We start from the raw sequence: 18,621 nt of genomic DNA on the forward strand, positions 1-18,621 counted from the left end.
TACCAAACAATGAAAGGCATTCAAATGATACAGCTCGTGAAGACAGTGGGCGCCGATGCGCTCCGAGAGCGACAGGACTCACCCTGATGGCTTTGTGTTGGTTCGTGGGGAGATTATCTGGATGGAAAAGAAAACGCGCCACAATCGATCATGGCGCGTTTTGTGGTTTCGAGAGGGTGGTTACATCGTCGCTTTGAATTTAGCGACAATCGGCGAATCTTCATTCAGGACCAGTACGCCAGGCTCTTGCTTGTCCGCAATGTTGAGCGCCGGGAATACTGCCAGCATCTGGCCAGCCTGCGATCCTGCCGTGCTGACTGGATACGGCTTAGATGGATTGCTCATCATGGCCAGGCGCATTTCAGCCACTTTCGCCTGTTTGCTCTCACAGATTTTGCGCAAGCAAATCTCGGTGTATACGCTCAAGGTCACGTCGTTGAAGTACCACGCCAGAAGATTGACGATTTTGTCTGCCGCTTTCACTGGCGCGACCCCCAGCGCCTCTTCGAACGTCTCGCGGAAGATCCCGACAGACTCATACTGCTCATCCGTCATTTCGCCGACTGCAAATCGCTTGCGAGCGGCGACCGGGCGTTCCTTCTTCTCGCGCGGCGCACTGAGTGCCTTTGGCTTGCTGACTTTCGGCTTCTTTTCCTTGGCGGCTGCTGCTTCAGCCTTAACTTTCTCCGCTTCAATATCGACAACGTAATCACTCTTAGGTGACGCTTCGATGACTTCGGCGCTCTCAATTTCAGATAGCGCGGCGTCAACAACCAGCTCATCATCTACCGCCGCAGAGATGGTGCCCATGTCGGACAGGAGTTCCTCGGTGGACAGATCCAGGTCCAGACCATCAAGCAGGTCAGTGGTGGTCGGCTTAGCTTCGGAAGACGGAGTCGGGTCGCTCAGCGTCTCAAGCTCGTTCAGCATAGCCAGCAGATCATTGGTGTCGTCGTTTACATGTGCGGTCATAGTCATGACTGAATCCTCGTTTTAATTAGTTTCGTTTTCGATGAGATGATTATGACAGTGGTGGGTAGGCGATAAAGCTGACTTGTTAGGCAAACAAGATGTTTAAAGGCGCTCTAAACATCTTGTTTCCTTGTTTCCTTGCTTACGCGGCGGCTGCCGCCGACAGAGAGGCCGGCAGTGGGAACAGATTATACTTCTCACGCGCCCTGAAGAAGCATTGCATCATGAGATCGGTATCGTACAGCGCCCCGTGCGACTGATTGTGGTCATAGACAAAGCCTAACGAGAATGCCAGCTCTTCCAGACGCGGACGCTTACCGTCCTCACATGCCCATAGACCGTCGAGCATGGTGTCGATCAGAGGAACGTCCGGCACACGGATGCCGTATTGCGCCAGCTCATACTTCATGAACGGAATATCGAACGATTCGCCGTTGTGCGCCACCAGCAAACCCGCTTTGCTAACGAAGCGGTCAATCAGCTCCTGACCCTCATCCTCAAACAGTGGGCAGCCGGCCAGCATATCGAGAGAAATCTTGTGAACCGCCTGGGCCTTGGCATCAATGTTTCGGCGAGGGTTAAAGCGCATCGCCAGCTCATCGACCTTCTTCTGGGTATTCAGATCGTACATGGAGAAGGCAATCTCAATGATCTTATGCCCACTGCGAAAGTCCAGACCGGTTGTTTCGATGTCGATACCGGTAACTAACACTTCACACCTCCGCTCTTCAGCAGAGTCGTAACAACCTTCGCCGCACCGGAGAGCGCCTCTTTCGCTGAGTCATACGTGAAAGACTTCGTATTGACCTCGCTTCCGATCATGGTCATCGTCATGGCCGGATGGACGGTGTTTACGCGAACAACGACCACATCACCTTTTGGGGTTTTAACCACGAACGGGAACATGGATGGGGCGCCGTCACGAAACTCGTTAAGAGCGTCTGAAAGCAATTCTGAGACTTCGTGACCATTAAGGCCATAACAACCCATATACAGCGCATTGATGGCGTGGTGGGCGTTTTCCCGCGACATAATCCGCTCTTCAACCAGCGTGGCGACGTGGGCGACAGTCTCGCTCACCTTTCTATCAAGTTCGTTGTCAAAATCGAGTTCCATGTGTAATCCTCGTTATTTATTTTCTTCAATGCTATCGACTTTGGATAGGCGTTCAACTTAATGGGTGAGGGCGCTGGCGCTGGCAATAAGTCGCCTCTCAAGATCGTCGACGGTGTCTTTGAGAATGTCGATCCGCTCACGCAGGGCCAGTCTGCTTTTCGGCATCGTTTTGACAGTGACTTTGTCTTTGTGCGTCTGAATCAGGTCGACAATGCCGCCGGAGATCAGCGTATCGATACGGTTGACGCTTACGCGGTCGAGTGCGGCGCGTTGCCGACGCTCATAGTCTTCAGGCTTGAGCTCTATGCCTGGGCGAATCTGGATAATCAGCCCAAATTGGAGGCACAGAGTAACTGCTCTTTTTTGAATCTCTTCGAAGACGGCAATAACGTCCGGGTCGGTCTGGTTAAACATCATCTCCTGGGAGTAGGCGACAACGTCGAGAGGGGTTCTGTCGGTGATGAAGCTGTCGACCATCGAGTAGCAGCGATCCAGATAGTCGAGAATGGCCAACTGGACCTGCATTCTCTTCAGCGGATCGTACTCCTTGCCGATCTCGATACCTAAATGGCTGAGATAATCCCCAACCTTAGTTTCAAGCAGGGGAATGCCGTTCTCTTCCGCGTACTGGCGAGCCAGCGTGGTTTTCCCCACCCCCTGTGCGCCACAAATTCCTATTTTCATTATTTAGGAACCTTGTAAACAACTTGTTTAAATGACAACCCTTCGTTTTCAGCAATATGCTCACAGCTGATATGCGAAAACTTAAATCCCATCCCGATCATCTTGTCGACGGGGAAGAAGGTATCCGGGGCTTTCGTTTCAACGCTGATGTGGGACAGCCACACCTCAGAGACGTAGGGAAGCATCGCCTCATAAACTTGCGCACCGCCGATAACCCACGCATCAGGAAACAGGAGAGCGGCTTCTTTAGCTGAGGAAACGGTATCGAATCCTTCCAGATCGCCAACGTGCGAACTGGCATCGCGCGTCAGCACAATGTTGTGGCGGCCGGGAAGAGGGCGACCCAGACTTTTTGCGGTATTCGCGCCCATAATGACCGTATGGTCTAGAGTCAGGTGTTTAAAAACGGTCAAGTCGGCCGGACATTTCCAGGGTAGCGCATTGTTTTTGCCTATCTCAAAGTCGCGCCCAACGGCGGCAATCATTTTCACTTTCGGATCTCACATAGAGTTGGTTTGTGGGGATGCTCTTTGCCGTAGCTGAGGACGGCATTGGATGAGCCGATGACGGCAAACAGGACGCTTTCGCTAAGTTCGTCTTTTTCTGAGGCGACCATTCTCGTGAAGAACGGCTGGTCGCCGGCCATCATCAGATAATCAAACGAAACACCGACATCCTTCAGCCACATCTTGGTTTCTTTTTCGTACAGCTTTGACCTGTTGGGTGCGACGATCACAATCTCCACTCCGGTACGCTCAAAACCCTTCAGCATTCGAGAGACGACGTGATTCAGTTTGTCGCCGCGAATCAGGAATTTGACGTTGTCCAGGATTTCCTCTTTCGAACGGTGCTGGCCGTCTGCCAGCACACCATCAAGTTCTACGAGGATATGTGTTCGTCTTGCACTCATACCGCCACCGGCACCTTGATCCAGGGGAGCGGCTTATAGCCGTCAATGACGACATCTTCCCAACGGAAGTCGTTCAGCTCGCGCCAGGTGTCGGGGAACAGAACGATAGGCTTCGAGTCGACCGGGATTTCGCGCTGCCCAAACTCCTTCAGACCTTCCGCATGATCTGCGTAGATATGAACGTCACAGCCGTAATGCGACATCATGGAAGGCATGTGGTTGGTGATGTGCGCGAGGAAGTGAGTCAGGATGCCGTATCCTGCGATGTTGAATGGCATACCCACGAACACGTCAACCGACCGCTGCATAACGGAAGAGCACAACATGCGGGTTGGGATTTCCAGCTCGTTCAGCGTTTCCTCGTTGATCTCGCCGGTTTTGGCGACCGCATCCAGCATCTGAACGTACTTGGAAGAGATGCCGCGAGACACATGTTCCGCCGCGATATCGTTGGCCATACGGAGGCGATCTTCAAACTCAAGCTCGCGACTCCATACGGAGAAGGCAAAGTGGCAGGGTGGCAGCGCCATATCTTCCAGCTGGCCCACGTTCCACGCTGACATAAGCATTCGGCGGTCCGTCGGGTTGTCGCGCAGCGAGTTAACGATACGTTGCAGCTGGTCAATTTCACGAGAGATGGCGACGCGATTCTCAAACTCGCCTTCAACGTGGTAGCCGCGTTCGTCATACTTTTCTTTGTTAGCGGCATAGTCCGCGGCGCTCACGATCCGGGTGTCTTCCCACTTACGCCACTGGCGACCGTAGACGGGTCCGAGATCGCCATTAGCGTCGGCCCAGGCGTCCCAGATTTTCACGCCATGCTCTTTCAGGAATGCGATATTGCCTTCGCCGCGCAGATACCATTCAAGCTCAACGAGTAGCGGCTTCAGATTGACGGCTTTGGTGGAGATGAGCGGGACGTTGCCGGCCTCCAGCGCATAGTCGGACAGGATGAAGCATGTCCCGGTTGTTTCTACGCCGGTGCGATTCTGGCTGTCGATGCCCCGACTGAGTACGGAGTTGATTACGCCAATATAGGCAGCGTCATTAAGTTGTGCGAAGTTCATTTTTCCCGCCATGATATGTATTTACATACCTATCATAAACAATAATTTCACGTTGGGGAAGGTGGGTATTTCGAGCAAAAAAAAAAGCTCCGTGGTTAGCGGAGCGATTAATTAATCATGACAAAGCAGTATCATGCTTACATATGCGAACACATAGTATTTCGATATCTACCGAGTGTCAATCCACAAAGTAGCCTTTATCTTCAATCTGCTCAACAAACTCTCCCAAGTTCGCCTTTTTGTAGTCCGGGCATTTCAGGATCTTGCCATCAGACAGACGATAGCCGATGAAAGCATCACGACCTGGCGCCACGCGGAAGCCTAAGTCACTCAGATCGTATTTGCAGCGAGCAATTTGGTCCTTGCGAACCGCATCGTCATAGGCCCAAAGCTTGCTCATGTTGCTGTTGTGGATCTCTGCAACCAGCTCAACCGGGTCGACTCCGCCCAGACGAACGATGGACATGATGTAATCACATGCGCGGTAGAGCTCGATGAACGGCTGACGAAGGTCGTCAACACTCTTCACGTCACCCAGAGAGGCAATCTTCTTGGCCACATCGACCGCTTCCTGGAATGCCATGCCAAGATGTTTGGGGAGAGAGACATTTTTCATCATAAACTGGAGGTGTTCTTCACGAGCACGATCGAACTCCTTCGAGTCGACGAATCCCAGACCGGCGCCAGCGATTGAGATGAATGCACCAGCGGCTACGTACAGTGTGTCGCCGGCCGCATCTAGAGTCTGGTCAATGTTTCTTTCACGAATGGCTTTCAAGCCTTCACGCTCACCGGCCTCTTCGTCAATCAGCTCCGCCCGGAAAGCCATCAGCTCCGCCGTTGGCGCTGCCATAATCGGGTGCTGGAACAGCTTGTGAAACTCATGGACCATATCGATAATTGCCGAAAAATCGATAAAACCTTCAGCAGAGAATGACGTCAGTGCCTGGTTTTTCTTCGTTTTGTTTCCAACAACGCTGGCGATAATTTCGTGAACCTTTTTCATGTGTTTCTCGTTTTGTTTTCGATGTGTGTATTGTGACCCATCCAGGACAGGCCACACAGACAAATGTTACGGCTTACAGGTCTTCGAATCCGCCAAAGGCATCTTCTGCGACAGTGGCGTCAACCTGGCCAACCAGATAGCTGGAGATCTCGGTTTCCTGCGGGGCGACCTGCACGTTGTCGGAGAACAGATAGCTGTTCATCCACGGCAGCGGATCGAAGGTGACTTCGGGGAAGAGAGGCTGCAAGTTGAGTCGGCGCATGGCCAGGTTGGTACGGTATTTCACGTACTGCTTCAGGATGTTCGCATTCAGGCCAATCATGGAACCATCTTTGAACAGATAGTCGGCCCAGCGCATTTCCTGCTCGGCTACGTCCATCATTGTCTGGTAGACAAATGGCTCTTCTTCTTCGGCGATCTGCTTCCACAGCAAACCTTCGCGACCACTTCGCATATTTCGCAACATGCGCTCAGTGCCTTCGCAATGTAGCGCCTCGTCACGCGCAATCAGACGCATGATCTTCGCGTTGCCGTCCAGCAGCTTCCGCTCTGAAAACGCGAACGTACAGGCAAAGCTGACATAGAAGCGGATCGCTTCCAGCGCGTTCACAGAGACGAGAGTACGGAACAGCTGGCGTTCCATCGGGTATGGCTTTCCGTCGAACTCAGACGCATACAGACGTTCAAATTCGTCTTCCCCAAGATGCTCGCGAGCGCAGATCATTTGATACAGCTTGTCGTACTCAGCCGACACGCTCGACGCGCGGGAAATAATCTCTTCGTCCGTTACGATGCCGTCGAAAATCTCACTCGGGTCGTCAACCATACCGCGAATGATGTGGGTGTAGCTGCGGCTGTGAATAGTTTCGGAGAAGGCCCAGGTTTCAATCCACGTTTCCAGCTCCGGGATGGACGCCAGAGGTAACAGTGTCACGTTTGGGCTGCGACCTTGTACGCTGTCCAGCAGAGTCTGGTAACGCAGGTTGCTGGTGAAGATGTGCCGCTCATGTTCCTGAAGTTTGGTGTTGAAGTCGATGCGATCTTTGCTGATATCCACCTCTTCCGGGCGCCAGAAGAAAGACAGCTGTTTCTCAATCAGCTTTTCAAATTCACGGTATTTCTGGACGTCGTAGCGAGCGACGTTGACCGAGTTGCCCAGAAACATCGGCTCTTTGGTGGCGTCATTTGCGCCAAGCCGGAAGGTTGAGTAAGACATTATTTAAACACCTTGTTTAATAAGTTAGGAAAGATTTTGTTTAGTAAGTTAGTAAACATTTTATTTACTAGTTAAAGGCGCTCAAGCAGTTGAAAAGGTGGGCTTTCGCCCACCATCTGCGTTAGATTTTGCAGGAGTCGCACTCTTCCTCTTCTTCGACAATCTCAGTCGAGGACGGAAGATGTGCCTGGTGCGTAATCTTCTCTTCTTCACGTTCACCGGCGCCGTCGCGGGTGTTGTGGTAGTACAGCGTTTTGACGCCAAGGTCATACGCCAGCATCAGATCACGCAGCATGGTCTGCATCGGAACCTTGCCGCCAGGGAACGCTTTCGGGTCGTAGTTGGTGTTGGCAGAAATGGACTGGTCGATGAATTTCTGCATAATGCCGACCTTGATCAGATACCCCTCGTTGGACGGCATATCCCAAAGGAATTCATAGCCGGCGGACAGGTTCTCGTAATCTGGAACGACCATTCGGATCGTGCCGTCCTTGGACGACTTGATGGACACCGCGCCGCGCGGCGGCTCAATGCCATTGGTGGAGTTGGTGATCTGACTGGACGTCTCGCACGGCATCTGGGCGGTCAGCGTCGAGTTACGCAGACCATGAACGGCGATATCGACGCGCAGCGCTTCCCAATCCAGAAGGAGAGGGTAGTTGGCCTCATACTGCGGCTTATCCAGTTGGCTGCGGTATGTGTCGATTGGCATCTCGCCATTGGCGTAACGAGTTTCGTTGAACCAGTCGCATTTGCCTTTGGCTTTCGCCAGCTTGTTAGACGCTTTCAGCAGGTAATACTGGACCGCTTCAAACGTTTCGTGGGTCAGCTTGTTACCCGCTTTGCCGGAGTAATTCACCCCATGCTTCGCCAGCCAGTAAGCGAAGTTGGTCACGCCAATACCTAAGCTGCGACGGGCCTTGGCAGACTGCTCTGCCGCGCTCATCGGATAGTCCTGATAATCCAGCAGACAATCGAGCGCCGTCACGCCGTAGAAGGCGATCTCTTCCAGTTCATCCAGAGACTCGATAGCGCCAAGGTTAAACGCCGACAGCGTACACAGAGCGATCTCGCCATCGTCGCTGCCCGGCGCCGTCATTGGCTTGGTGGGCAGAGCAATTTCAGCGCACAAGTTGGACTGCTTAACCGGTGCGATATTTGGATCGAAAGCGCCGTGCGTATTCATGTGATCCGCATGGGCGATGTAAATGCGACCGGTGGAAGCGCGTTCCTGCATCAGAGAAGAGAACAGGTCGACTGCCGGCACAGATTTCTTGCGGATGGATTCGTCGGCTTCGTATTTGGTATACAGACGCTCAAACTCATCCTGATCTGCATGGAAGGCATCGAGCAAGCCAGGCACGTCATGTGGGCTGAACAGAGAGATATTCTCGCGACGGATCAGACGCTGATACATCAGACGGTTCAGCTGCACACCGTAGTCAATATGGCGAACGCGGTTCGACTCAATGCCACGGTTGTTCTTCAGGACCAGCAGACTTTCAGCTTCGTAATGCCAGAACGGATAATAGCCCGTCGCTGCGCCACCGCGAACGCCACCCTGGGAACAGGATTTAACTGCCGCCTGGAACATCTTGAGGAACGGGGTCACGCCAGTATGCTGCGCTTCACCATTGCGAATCGGACTGCCCAGCGCACGGATCGCGCCAAAGTTAATGCCAATCCCTGCGCGTTGGGAAACGTATTTAACGATAGCGTTGTTCGCAGCGTTAATGGAGTCGAGACTGTCTCCCGCTTCAATCAGAACGCAACTGGAGAACTGACGAGTAGGTGTGCGAACACCAGCCATGATCGGAGTAGGTAGAGACAGCTTGAACGTACTGGTCGCATCATAGAACCCTTTCACCATTTCCAGACGAGACTTGCCGGCCGCGCCATTTTCCCAATCCTGATACAGACACATGCCGACCAGCATGTAGATGTGCTGCGGCGCCTCATACACGCTGCCATCAACGCGGTTCTGAACCAGATACTTCTGACGCAGCTGGACGGTCGCGGCGTAGCCGAATTTGTCGTCACGCTCCGGGTCGATGTAAGAGCCCAGCTCATCAATCTCTTCGCAGGTGTATTTGTGCAGGATTTCGTTGTCGTAAACACGACGGCCGATGTTCTTCAGAATGTGCTCGTAGAAGTCCGGGTATTCGTACTGGTCAAAGGCGTCTTTGCGGATCTTAAACATGTTAAGACGTGCTGCGACCTGGCTGTAGTTGGGGGTTTTGACGCTAATTAAGTCGGCGGCTGCTTTAACCAGCGACTCATGTAATTCGGAGGTAGTGACGTTGTCGACGATGCTGTTTGCTGCGGCAAATGCGATGCTGGATGCGCTGACATTATCAATGCCTTCGACACCCCACATCAGCACTCGATTGTACTTCTCTTCGGAGAGAGGCTCTTTGCTGCCGTCTCGCTTGATGACGTATATCATGTGTGTCCCACGTTGGTTTTTTGCTATATGTGGGACACATGATATTAAGTATGTAAATACATATCAACTTATGAAGCGAAAGACCGCATCATGTTGGCCGCGTTCTGATACTGATCCGTCGTCAGTCCTGTGTAGATTGCGGCAACGGAGTCGGCAAGGTGTTCGTTCTTGTTGACGAGGGTTTCGACACCTTTAGTTTTTTTCTTAAGCCAAGGAGCATTTGGTTGCTGAGATACAGCCCACTCGATGATTTCTGCCTTTGAAGTGTCTTTCTTTCCGCCGACATACTGTTTAATCTCCGTTGGGGTTAACTGAATGAGTGGCTTGTTGATGCAAGCCAGTACGCCAAGGCAAATGCCGTATGACGTCTGGGCTCTTGACGACTTGCTGCCCACTGGCAGCTCGGCAAAAATAAGCTGCGCATCGTCAATGACTGGCTTCAAATTACGCCAGATTTCATTGGCTCGACGCAGATCATCACTGTTTACGCGGACCTGTTTCTTGCTCCCACCAGCGCTTGTTTCCACCAGGTAAAACTTCTCGATATCCACCTTGTTGGTTTCAATGTCGAGCGTACCGACTGAAATACCAAAGTTCGACAATGACGGATCAAGTCCGGCGATCCTGATTTTCTTTCCCATTTAAAACATCCCCCAAAGGTGTGACATATCCTGCGCCGTCTTCTGGCGTACAGGTTCAATTTCTATTTCCGATCTGTTTTTCATTGGCTCGGTCTGACCAAGATCCACCAGACCAGCCACTTGGCCGCGCTTCACGTACTCATTCACAAAATCCGAGAAAGCGTTCATCCGGGTCTGAGATTCAGCAAGACCACAGGCGATAATTTCGGGCTGGCCAATAAGCCTCATAACTTCGCCTTTAGCAGAGAATACACATTGATTGCTTTCGTCAAACATCGCCACCACACAGCCGTAGCATTCAGGAGAATTGTTTAAATGCGCGGACCCACTGAAAGCTGGTCTGTCGTTGCCTGAGCATATAGCGTTTATCTCGACCATCTTCCCGGCGAAGAAGTTCTGGATCATGACGTCATTCTCGATGCTGCCAGACATATCCGACACCGCCATGCCATGACTGATGGGAACGAGCGGCCCTAGCTCATATCGTGTAAGACCGGCCAGCTCCAGCGCCATTCTATGGATCGCCTCCTTTACGCTGTCATTTTCGTCAAGCGGTACATTAAAAATGTCCATCTCAATCGCAACTGACCGGTGAGCAATGATGGTTTCCTTCGATGCGCTAATCAGCTTAATCAGTGAAGCGGTCAAACTGACCGCCTGGATAAACTGTGCCGGTGTTAACTTACAGGACATAGCTGCGCCCGTCCTTCACTTCCAGAGTGATGGTTTCCCGGAACCACGACTTCATTTCTTTGTGCGAAATGATCATCACCGTCCCGCGCTCACGAGCCTTCATCTCCAGAATGGACATCAGACGCTCAAGTCCTGCCGCGTCCAGCGCATCGTCTATTTCATCGCCGATGAACAGCTCGATGTTTTTGCTCGCACGGTTGGCCACCAGATCCTGAAGCGCCAGCGCACAAGCGATACGGACCTTGCGCTTCTCGCCGCCAGACAGACCACGGAAGTCTCGACTGAAGCCAGTCTTCTCCACCGCGATGTTGAAGCGATCACGAACTTCGCCCTTCTTCGTTTCCTCCATCGTCGACCATTCGGCCGTGATGTTTCCGTCGGAAAGGGTGGACAGATATTCCGACGTTTTGGCATTCAGGAACGGCGTAATCGACGCGAGGATGTGTGAGCGGACGCCGGATGGTGCGTAAACCGCTTTGGCGCGTTCCAGCAGCTCATGGCGTGCTTTGGCCTCACCCATAGACTCCTTCAGCTCTTTGAACGTTTTGCGCGTCTCTGAGAGCGTCTTTTCCAGCTGTGTGATGTTCGCCGTATGTGGGTTCTTCGCTTCCATGATCTGCTTCAGCGCATCGTCGGCTTGCTTCACCCTGGACGCCAGCATGTTCTCTTCAGATTTGCTCGCATTCAGTTTGGTCAGCTGAGTATTGAGGCTGGATATGGTTGCAGTGATCGCCGAAACGTCTGGAGTGGCGGCAACCAACGTATCGTAAATGGCTTCAGCTTTTTCAAGATTTTCAGCCAGCGTTTTGTGTTTGGCGGCCACATCTTTCGCTTCTTCGAGAACCTGTCTGGCCAACGCCTTATGGCTGGCGCGGACTGCTCCCAAGTCTTCTTCGCAATATGGTTTACCGCACGTCGTACATGGCGATCCGATTTTAGAGTCGACAACCTCCGCGTCCTTCTGGTGACGCTGGATCTGCTTAACCTTGCGGTCTTTCTCGGCCACCAGGCTACGGATGTCAGCCCTCATCGTCGCGACAATGGTGTTGGCTTTCGACACCTTGGCATCGTGTTCCGCGCGGCCGGACATCTTCGCCTGTTCTTCCTGAATGCGGCGCTTAATGCGTTCGATTTCGATATCGTCGTCACTGTGTGACATTTGATGCTCGGTCAGCGCAACTTCGGCATTATTTTTGAGTATCCTTGCGCGATCGGCCGATTCCTTCGTCGTCTCCACCCACCGATCAGACGACTCACGCAAACGACCTATCGTCTCTTCCGTGGTATCGATGACCGACAGCTTGGCGTCAATCTTCGTCTGGATGATATTGACCTGGCTCGCTGCGTTGTTGGCTCGTTCACGCGCCACCGCATACGCTTTGGTTAAACGAGTGACCCCGGCCGCTTCCTCGACGATCTCCTTCAGGTTCTTGTCGCTCATGCCAGGCAGATCTGGCATCGCCTCCTGACTGGCGTAAATGGACGCCATGAAGACGTCTTTTGACGAACCGATAAGACGCTCAACCAGTTGCTGGGTTAACGTATCTTTGCCCTTGGTTAAATCGCCATCCTCGCTGCGCACCAGCAAGCGGTTCTTAAACTCTTTGTGGTTGCGGTGGCGGATGATGGCGTACTTCTGGCCTTCATCCTCAATCATCACCGTTACGCGACAGTTTTTGGGGTTGTGGCTGGAAAGCACATCATCGCTTTTGTAACCCGTGGCTGTTTCGCCATACAGACACCACATCAGCGCGTTCATCAGCGTGGATTTACCCGCGCCATTGCTGGCGGCACTGGAGTCCGCGCTATTGATGCCCTGGATCAGCAGGAGTCCGCGAGCATCCAGATCGACAGTCGCTTCCCCGATGACCATAAAGTTTTCGATTTTAAGCTGTAGAAATTTCATAACCGCTCCGGGTTAGTATTTTCAGAAAGTTTTGCGCGGCGGTACTCGATGTGAGAGGTGAAAATCACTTTCTCAATCAAGCCAGTTTTCACGTACCGGGCCAGACTCTTTCTCACGACACTTTCAAAGTGTTTTCTATGAACACAGACAGTCATCCCGCTATTCAAGCGTTGCAGCGCGGTCTTGTCGGGAATTAAAATCTTCAATCCGATGTTCCGGCGCTTTCGGCTTCCATCAGGATTTCTCTGCACAGAGAATCCAGCGCGGTCAGATCGAAGTCTTTGGTCTTTTCATGCTGCGCCTTGCAGTATGAGCTGATGGACTCACCCAGACTGTCTATGCGCCGCGTATCCGCCGTACTTGGCCCAGACACCGCCAGCGCACGTTTGCGGACAAAAGCAGTGACCACACCAGCCGCGCCAATCGCATCGAGCTCTGAGCGAATCTCCGCTGCCTCTTCGTCCGATTCCACTTCTGCGCGATAGCGGACGTAGTTGCCTTTGAGATCCTCTTCGCTAATCTCGCCTTCCAGCGCGATGAATTTCGGCGAGGATGTTTCGTACTGCTTAAACGTCCCGTCTGCATTCACAATCATGTAGCCGGCGATGCTGCCCACGTCAGACCATTGCTGGTGGTTCAGTGCGCCGATAGAGATAACGCCTGGCAGAATTTCGCGGTGGTTGTGGTAGTGGCCGGCGTAGACGTTGCGGAATCCAAGCGCTTTCAGATCTTCGGCATCGATGCCGGTGTTTGGCATGGTTGGGATCGCGTTGTTAATCCCCGCGTGGATAATCAGATCGTGAATACCATCACCCGCTTCAGCGCGAACTTGTTTCAGGTCCACCAGAAGCTCTGTGTAGCTTTCGCGCCAGCTGACCAGATGAATGGTCGCATCGCCCACCTTAACGCTGTATGGAGCGCCACAGACGACGTGAACGCCAATGCCTGCCAGGCTGCTTGATGCATTTGACGAGTAGACTGACGCATTCGTTTCTAAATCGTGGTTGCCGGCCAGCATGACGACCTTCAGCCCAATCTCGTTGATGATCTGTTTGTACGTTTCGGTCACGTAGTTCAGGACGGAGGGAAGGAGTGTTCCGCGAACGTGGAAGGTATCTCCTGCACAAAACAGATATTCGCAACCCGCTGCCTTCATTGCTTTTGCTGCTTCAAGCGTTGTTTCAAGCTGGATTTTCAGCCGCGAGTTGTAGTCGAGGCCGATTGTTCGACCGAACTGGCTCCAGTTGTTGTAGTGCTGATCAGAGATCAGTCCGAAAGGATTGCTCATGTGTATTTTCTCCTTTGTTTCGCTTAATTATATGCATATGCATACGGCGTAAAAGCTGAATTGAAAGGCGGATTGGTGTCTTACAGGTGGGCGATTATCGTTTTAAAAAGATATGTAAGCAAGTACATATCATCATGGCAAAAAACACCGACTAAGGCAGTCGGCGGGAGGGTGATCAGGATCGACTGATGGAAATAACGTTATCAGGCGCCGGCTTTCCGTCGATATACAGAACGTCGGTCGCGTCGTGGTACTGGTAGTCGAAGTCAGATTTGATGTTGCGCAGGTATATCGCCGTCAGCATCCCATCTTCCTTCAGGAAGTGGCCATAGGCTTTCTTGACAAAGTTCCTCGTGAACTCCGCACCTTTGCCACCTACGGCAAGATGGTTGAATCGAGCGTGTTTGGCGAGAAGACTGTCTACACCTCCGGTGCGAACGCTTTCCACTCTCATGAACCTGATAGGCTCTCCTGTCTCTGCGTCTGCCAGGCATACGATGCTGCCCTTATTCAGACGAAACGCCCATGTAGTCCCGGCGCGGATCGTGTTGAAGAAGGTCAGATTCAGTCCAACGTGCGGTTTGCGGAACGTCAGGATAGGGACGTAGCGTTTGCACGATGACATTGATACTTCCGCGCCAGCTTGCTTGATACGCTCGCGAGCAATGCGAATGCGGCATACAGACTCAATGCCACACAGACTGCACAAATCCTTTTGGGTTTCGACCTGCTTTGTCGGTATAACGGAGAAAGAGCCATCCTCCAGACGCTTCACATACTTGAGGTGCTTCAAATCGCCCATAGTCGTCTCGTTAGTTTTTTGTTGGCCAGGGAGATCATAAAACAATTCGATTAGGCTTTGTTGAATGTGCCTAGTCGTGATGTGAAATATTTCTGAGAGAAGTTATCCACATATCAACCGGATAGATCCAAATAATAAGATCCCTATAGAGATCATATATTAGATCCAAAGAGATCCCCGATCCCCGCAAGCCGCGCCACGTCTGCCTTGAGAGGCTATTCTCGTATGCTGTGAGCGGTACAGGATATGCTGCGAGCGGTTTGTCGTATGCTATGGACTGTTTTAAGTATGCTGTCAACTGCAAATGGAGTATGCTGTCAGCGGTTTTGGTAATGAGGTATCCACATGTCCACAAGAAAGAAAAACAAGAAAGAAAACATACCGTTAATCGAGGACGATGACGCGATCGACGAAAGTGTTCCTAGCTTGTACACAGGCGACCTCACCCCCAACAACAACAATACCGTACAGCCCATCGCATTGATGAGACTCGGCTTGTTTGTCCCAACACTCAAAGGCACGAGAAACAGTAAACGAAATAACTCAAATCAGATAGACGCTTCGAAAGAACTTGTTCAGCTTGAGGTGGCGAGATCTGAGGGTTACTCAGACATTAAAATCACCGGGCCTCGCCTCGATATGGACCATGACTTCAAGACGTGGGTCGGCGTCGTCCGATCTCTCGCCGAATACGGAGAGGCCAGTGGGCGCGTTGAGCTGAGCATCACGAAGTTTGCCAAGTTCTGCGGGTACCCATCCTCCCAGATACGAAAGACGCTGCGAGACAGGATTACAAACAGTCTGCTGAAGATAATGCGCACGACCCTGTCCTTCCAGCGCACATACGAAGAAAAGAACGTTGACGGATCGAACAAGATTTCTCTGCTCATGGTTCACCTGGTCAATAGCGTGGACTACAACGAGAAGAACGACACCATCATATTTCACGCCGAGCCCAAGCTGTCGGAGTTGTACCGGTTCGATCACAAAGTCCTACTCCAGCTGAAGGTCATCAACAAACTCCCACGAAAAGAAACCGCCCAGGCGCTATACACCTTCATTGAGAGCCTTCCGACGCGGCCGGCGCCGATCTCTCTGGCTCGTCTTCGCGCAAGGTTGAATCTGAACAGCGCGAGCGTCAGCTCCCAGAACCAGACCATCAGGAACGGTCTTAAATCACTTCAGGAACTTGGGTATCTCGATTACTCAGAAGTGAAGCGAGGCCGCTCCGTATACATCCAGATCCACGGCCGAAATCCGAAGCTTAAAGCTGTAAGTGAAGAGAAGCCGGATAATCCTGAGAAGCTGGTAGAGCAGGTTGAAGCGCCACAGGGGAAAGGCGATATGGACGCCGTAAAGCAAAACATGATCAACAAGATAGCAGAGTTGTCAGCGGACTTGACGCCTGAGAATATCAAGCTTATTGAGATACTGAGTAACGGGCTGAAGCTGCTTTGATATGCTGCCAGCGGTGTTATGTATGCTGCCAGCGGTATTCGGTATGCTGCCAGCGGCAATAAGCCTGAATCGTATGCTGTCAGCGGTACTTTGGTAGGTTAAAAGTGGTTTGCTGGTCACAGGCCCAAGCCCTCAAATTGAGGGCTTTTTTGTTATGTATGCTGTGAGCGGTATTATGTATGCTGTGAGCGGTATTATGTATGCTGTGAGCGGTGTTATGTATGCTGCCAGCGGCACTATATGCCATCAGCGGCGATTGCTATAACGCATCGGATTAAGAGATTTTTATCAAGCCCCCTAGTGGTTACTAACCTGAGAGAGCTTGATATTCAACGGTTAGCATTCACTAACGTCAGTCGTTGAATTAGGTGATGGAGGTCAAGAGATTGTAGAGGCTGTGTGACTTCACCCTGGCTTTCTTCTCTCCGTGCTCAATCATTTGCCATGAGCGGTATCGATACACGATCTGGCAGTCGTTCCGCTCCAGCGTGGTGGAGAAGTTCTCCGGGCGCGTAAAGCCTTTGGCTCGCCAGTACGGTCTTATCTTTTCCATCTCAATGCTTTTGCCGATATCCATCACGCCACCTTCTTGCAGTTATCAAACACGTACCCAAAGTCGTCATACATCACGCCAAAGCTGCCGTCTCGCATGAAGAATGCGGTGCCAGCTTTCTGACCGGTCTTCTGACCCTTGTGGTCCATTAGGATTGGGGAGTTGATGATTCGATCACCTACCACCGCATAAAACTGAGTTGAATCTGAGGTCAGTATGGCCAGGCCCATCGCGTGACCCGCCTGTGCCAACTCACCATTTTCAATCTTCAGGATATTCATGTCACACTGCTCGACCTTCTGCTCATCCGCAATAGAGAGAGCCGAGAACAACATTAACGATACTGCCAATAAACCTTTCATGCGCCAGCCAGCTTCCAAATAGAAATGCAAAAAAACACACCGACAACTATGTCGATCACTCGACCACTTACAGGGAAAAGAGCATTTCTGAAGCTGCCTATGAAGACGCTATCCACTACAAGGAAAAGCGACGCAATAACGGACAGGAGCGGCATAATACACCCTTATAAGTAAATGTCTACGTACATGATGTTAAAAAGTAGAAAGACACAATAGCCTTTCAAGATGGGTGGCATCGCTGTCGCTGATCACTTCCGCATCCTCGACATACAGACAACCGCCATTAATCCAAAAAACACCGTCACCATCAGGCTTCATGCCATCGCAGTAATGTTCGGGGATAATTTCAGCAATTCTCGCTTCCAGCTTCTCCAACACGAGCGACTTTTCGTCAACCGTGAGAGTTGGCGCGGTGGTCCCGCCAAGCTCCACCAAGAAGTAGGGGAGAATCTCTTTGTCGATGGAGTTGTAAATCCGAACCAAACCTTTCATGTGTGTTCCCATTATTTAGTAATTAACTTGTTTAGTAATTATATTGTTTTTGCAAAGGCATCTAAGCGATGCCTTTTAGTTTTGTAGGTATTTACATACATACCACAAAGGACAGACTACAGACTATATTTCCGTAGCGTTGAGGCAATGCGCTCCCGCAGCTGCTGCGTTGAATGGTATTCGAGAGTCAACATCACTCAGTCCTCAACTTGACGCCAGCGTCGGCTATCGCTTTCTTAACATCTTGGTTGTAGTTGAAAACGCCATCTGACCATACATACCTGTCACCGGATACTATCTGCCGCAAATCTGGCAGCGTCACGGTGCGGGACTCCAGTTCGGCGATTCTTTCTTCCAGCTCCCCAACTCGCTGGCCTGGCGTCTTGCCGTCCTGCTTCTGGATGGTGACAATCACGCCACCAAACTCAGGAACGTCATAACTAAGTTCAAGGTAATTGGTCGCGCCGCTGCGCTTAAACTCGCCGGCAAACATCATCGAGAACATGGCTGACGCCAATTCGCCCCTGAACAAAGATTCAAGGTCTAACGGCTCGTCGTTCGCAAGATGCCGTGAGGCCATTTCCATCACTTCTTTAAACTTGAGATACTCGGCACAATCAAGCTCCAGCTCCGTAATGCGACCTTCCAAATGCTCGATGAATGCCTTCAGCACGTCGGCGCGATGCATACCCCAAGGATTTAGCACGTCAAAGCGCCGATCTTTCTGCACCCAATCCGTTTTATCCTGCCAGACATCAAAGGCCGCACGGAATGACTCGTCTTCTTTACCCATTTTCAACCTCTCTCTTTATCGGCCGGTTCCCACGTTGCACTCACGATCTCTGTCGCATCGCCACGGCACGGATTATCAAGCTTCATGCCACCAACTTGGCCGTATTCGACATCAACGAAGTCGGCAATATCTTTGCGTGAGGCGTGGTCCGGTACGTCGATTTCGACGGTCACAAATATTGTTTTCATTCAGTCCCAACTTGTTTCGGCATAATTC

General features: G+C 51.7%; 21 protein-coding genes and 1 pseudogene. 1 reads left to right on the forward strand and 21 read right to left on the reverse strand.

Annotated features, from left to right (window positions below; translation table 11 throughout):
* Positions 1–180: 180 nt before the first annotated feature.
* From ACKLKD_RS11565 to ACKLKD_RS11640, 16 genes are all read right to left on the reverse strand, one after another.
* The gene (locus ACKLKD_RS11565) at positions 181–978 is read right to left on the reverse strand and encodes a hypothetical protein (protein WP_049140224.1); all 798 of its coding nucleotides are present in this window, start codon (positions 976–978) and stop codon (positions 181–183) included.
* A 136-nt stretch (positions 979–1,114) separates the two neighbouring features.
* Complete coding sequence (locus tag ACKLKD_RS11570; RefSeq protein ID WP_087804819.1) at positions 1,115–1,684, reverse strand: 3'-5' exonuclease; 570 nt, start codon at positions 1,682–1,684, stop codon at positions 1,115–1,117.
* Entirely contained in the window at positions 1,678–2,088 is a 411-nt protein-coding gene (locus tag ACKLKD_RS11575) for a hypothetical protein (protein ID WP_064186083.1), read from the reverse strand. The genes ACKLKD_RS11570 and ACKLKD_RS11575 overlap by 7 nt, the downstream gene beginning before the upstream one ends.
* A gap of 57 nt (positions 2,089–2,145) precedes the next feature.
* Positions 2,146–2,772 (reverse strand): AAA family ATPase, encoded by a 627-nt coding sequence (locus ACKLKD_RS11580; RefSeq protein ID WP_087804817.1) that lies wholly within the window; start codon positions 2,770–2,772, stop codon positions 2,146–2,148.
* A complete protein-coding gene (locus tag ACKLKD_RS11585) occupies positions 2,772–3,257 on the reverse strand; it encodes a dihydrofolate reductase (protein WP_172412451.1) in 486 nt (161 codons plus the stop codon). The genes ACKLKD_RS11580 and ACKLKD_RS11585 overlap by 1 nt, the downstream gene beginning before the upstream one ends.
* 2 nt (positions 3,258–3,259) lie before the next feature.
* Positions 3,260–3,682 carry a hypothetical protein gene (locus tag ACKLKD_RS11590; RefSeq protein WP_049140216.1) on the reverse strand — a complete coding sequence of 141 codons (423 nt, stop codon included), beginning with the start codon at positions 3,680–3,682 and terminating at the stop codon, positions 3,260–3,262.
* The gene (locus ACKLKD_RS11595; RefSeq protein WP_224977328.1) at positions 3,679–4,749 is read right to left on the reverse strand and encodes a thymidylate synthase; all 1,071 of its coding nucleotides are present in this window, start codon (positions 4,747–4,749) and stop codon (positions 3,679–3,681) included. Before ACKLKD_RS11595 ends, ACKLKD_RS11590 begins: the two co-directional genes overlap by 4 nt.
* Positions 4,750–4,927: 178 nt before the next feature.
* Positions 4,928–5,755: a phosphoribosyl-ATP pyrophosphohydrolase gene (locus tag ACKLKD_RS11600; protein WP_087804811.1), complete on the reverse strand. Its 828-nt coding sequence runs from the start codon at positions 5,753–5,755 to the stop codon at positions 4,928–4,930.
* 73 nt (positions 5,756–5,828) lie between these two features.
* A complete protein-coding gene (gene nrdB / locus ACKLKD_RS11605) occupies positions 5,829–6,971 on the reverse strand; it encodes a class Ia ribonucleoside-diphosphate reductase subunit beta (protein WP_087804809.1) in 1,143 nt (380 codons plus the stop codon).
* A 121-nt stretch (positions 6,972–7,092) separates the two neighbouring features.
* Positions 7,093–9,417, reverse strand: coding sequence for a class 1a ribonucleoside-diphosphate reductase subunit alpha (nrdA, locus tag ACKLKD_RS11610; RefSeq protein ID WP_087804807.1), 2,325 nt, complete (start codon positions 9,415–9,417; stop codon positions 7,093–7,095).
* Between the two features lie 68 nt (positions 9,418–9,485).
* Positions 9,486–10,058, reverse strand: a complete 573-nt coding sequence (locus ACKLKD_RS11615; protein ID WP_087804805.1) for a hypothetical protein — start codon at positions 10,056–10,058, stop codon at positions 9,486–9,488.
* Positions 10,059–10,751: a hypothetical protein gene (locus tag ACKLKD_RS11620; RefSeq protein ID WP_087804803.1), complete on the reverse strand. Its 693-nt coding sequence runs from the start codon at positions 10,749–10,751 to the stop codon at positions 10,059–10,061.
* On the reverse strand, positions 10,741–12,657 hold the full coding sequence (locus ACKLKD_RS11625; protein ID WP_087804801.1) for an AAA family ATPase: 1,917 nt from the start codon (positions 12,655–12,657) through the stop codon (positions 10,741–10,743). The genes ACKLKD_RS11620 and ACKLKD_RS11625 overlap by 11 nt, the downstream gene beginning before the upstream one ends.
* Complete coding sequence (locus ACKLKD_RS11630; RefSeq protein WP_087804799.1) at positions 12,654–12,863, reverse strand: hypothetical protein; 210 nt, start codon at positions 12,861–12,863, stop codon at positions 12,654–12,656. Before ACKLKD_RS11630 ends, ACKLKD_RS11625 begins: the two co-directional genes overlap by 4 nt.
* On the reverse strand, positions 12,860–13,945 hold the full coding sequence (locus tag ACKLKD_RS11635) for a metallophosphoesterase (RefSeq protein ID WP_049140204.1): 1,086 nt from the start codon (positions 13,943–13,945) through the stop codon (positions 12,860–12,862). Before ACKLKD_RS11635 ends, ACKLKD_RS11630 begins: the two co-directional genes overlap by 4 nt.
* A gap of 175 nt (positions 13,946–14,120) precedes the next feature.
* Positions 14,121–14,747 (reverse strand): hypothetical protein, encoded by a 627-nt coding sequence (locus tag ACKLKD_RS11640; RefSeq protein WP_087804797.1) that lies wholly within the window; start codon positions 14,745–14,747, stop codon positions 14,121–14,123.
* Between the two features lie 246 nt (positions 14,748–14,993).
* Here ACKLKD_RS11640 and ACKLKD_RS11645 point away from each other — a divergent pair.
* Positions 14,994–16,205, forward strand: a pseudogene (locus ACKLKD_RS11645) (RepB family plasmid replication initiator protein).
* 364 nt (positions 16,206–16,569) lie between these two features.
* On the opposite strand, the gene ACKLKD_RS11650 reads toward ACKLKD_RS11645, so the two are convergent.
* The 5 genes from ACKLKD_RS11650 to ACKLKD_RS11670 form a co-directional block, all read right to left on the reverse strand.
* Positions 16,570–16,782 carry a hypothetical protein gene (locus tag ACKLKD_RS11650; RefSeq protein WP_049140200.1) on the reverse strand — a complete coding sequence of 71 codons (213 nt, stop codon included), beginning with the start codon at positions 16,780–16,782 and terminating at the stop codon, positions 16,570–16,572.
* Entirely contained in the window at positions 16,782–17,120 is a 339-nt protein-coding gene (locus tag ACKLKD_RS11655) for a hypothetical protein (protein ID WP_049140198.1), read from the reverse strand. Before ACKLKD_RS11655 ends, ACKLKD_RS11650 begins: the two co-directional genes overlap by 1 nt.
* A gap of 192 nt (positions 17,121–17,312) precedes the next feature.
* Positions 17,313–17,612, reverse strand: a complete 300-nt coding sequence (locus tag ACKLKD_RS11660) for a hypothetical protein (protein WP_087804793.1) — start codon at positions 17,610–17,612, stop codon at positions 17,313–17,315.
* 193 nt (positions 17,613–17,805) lie between these two features.
* A complete protein-coding gene (locus tag ACKLKD_RS11665) occupies positions 17,806–18,405 on the reverse strand; it encodes a hypothetical protein (RefSeq protein ID WP_053093559.1) in 600 nt (199 codons plus the stop codon).
* Between the two features lie 2 nt (positions 18,406–18,407).
* On the reverse strand, positions 18,408–18,593 hold the full coding sequence (locus tag ACKLKD_RS11670) for a hypothetical protein (RefSeq protein ID WP_064186073.1): 186 nt from the start codon (positions 18,591–18,593) through the stop codon (positions 18,408–18,410).
* Positions 18,594–18,621: the final 28 nt, after the last annotated feature.

This window comes from Klebsiella sp. 10982 (assembly GCF_048589245.1).
Taxonomy (GTDB): domain Bacteria; phylum Pseudomonadota; class Gammaproteobacteria; order Enterobacterales; family Enterobacteriaceae; genus Klebsiella; species Klebsiella quasivariicola.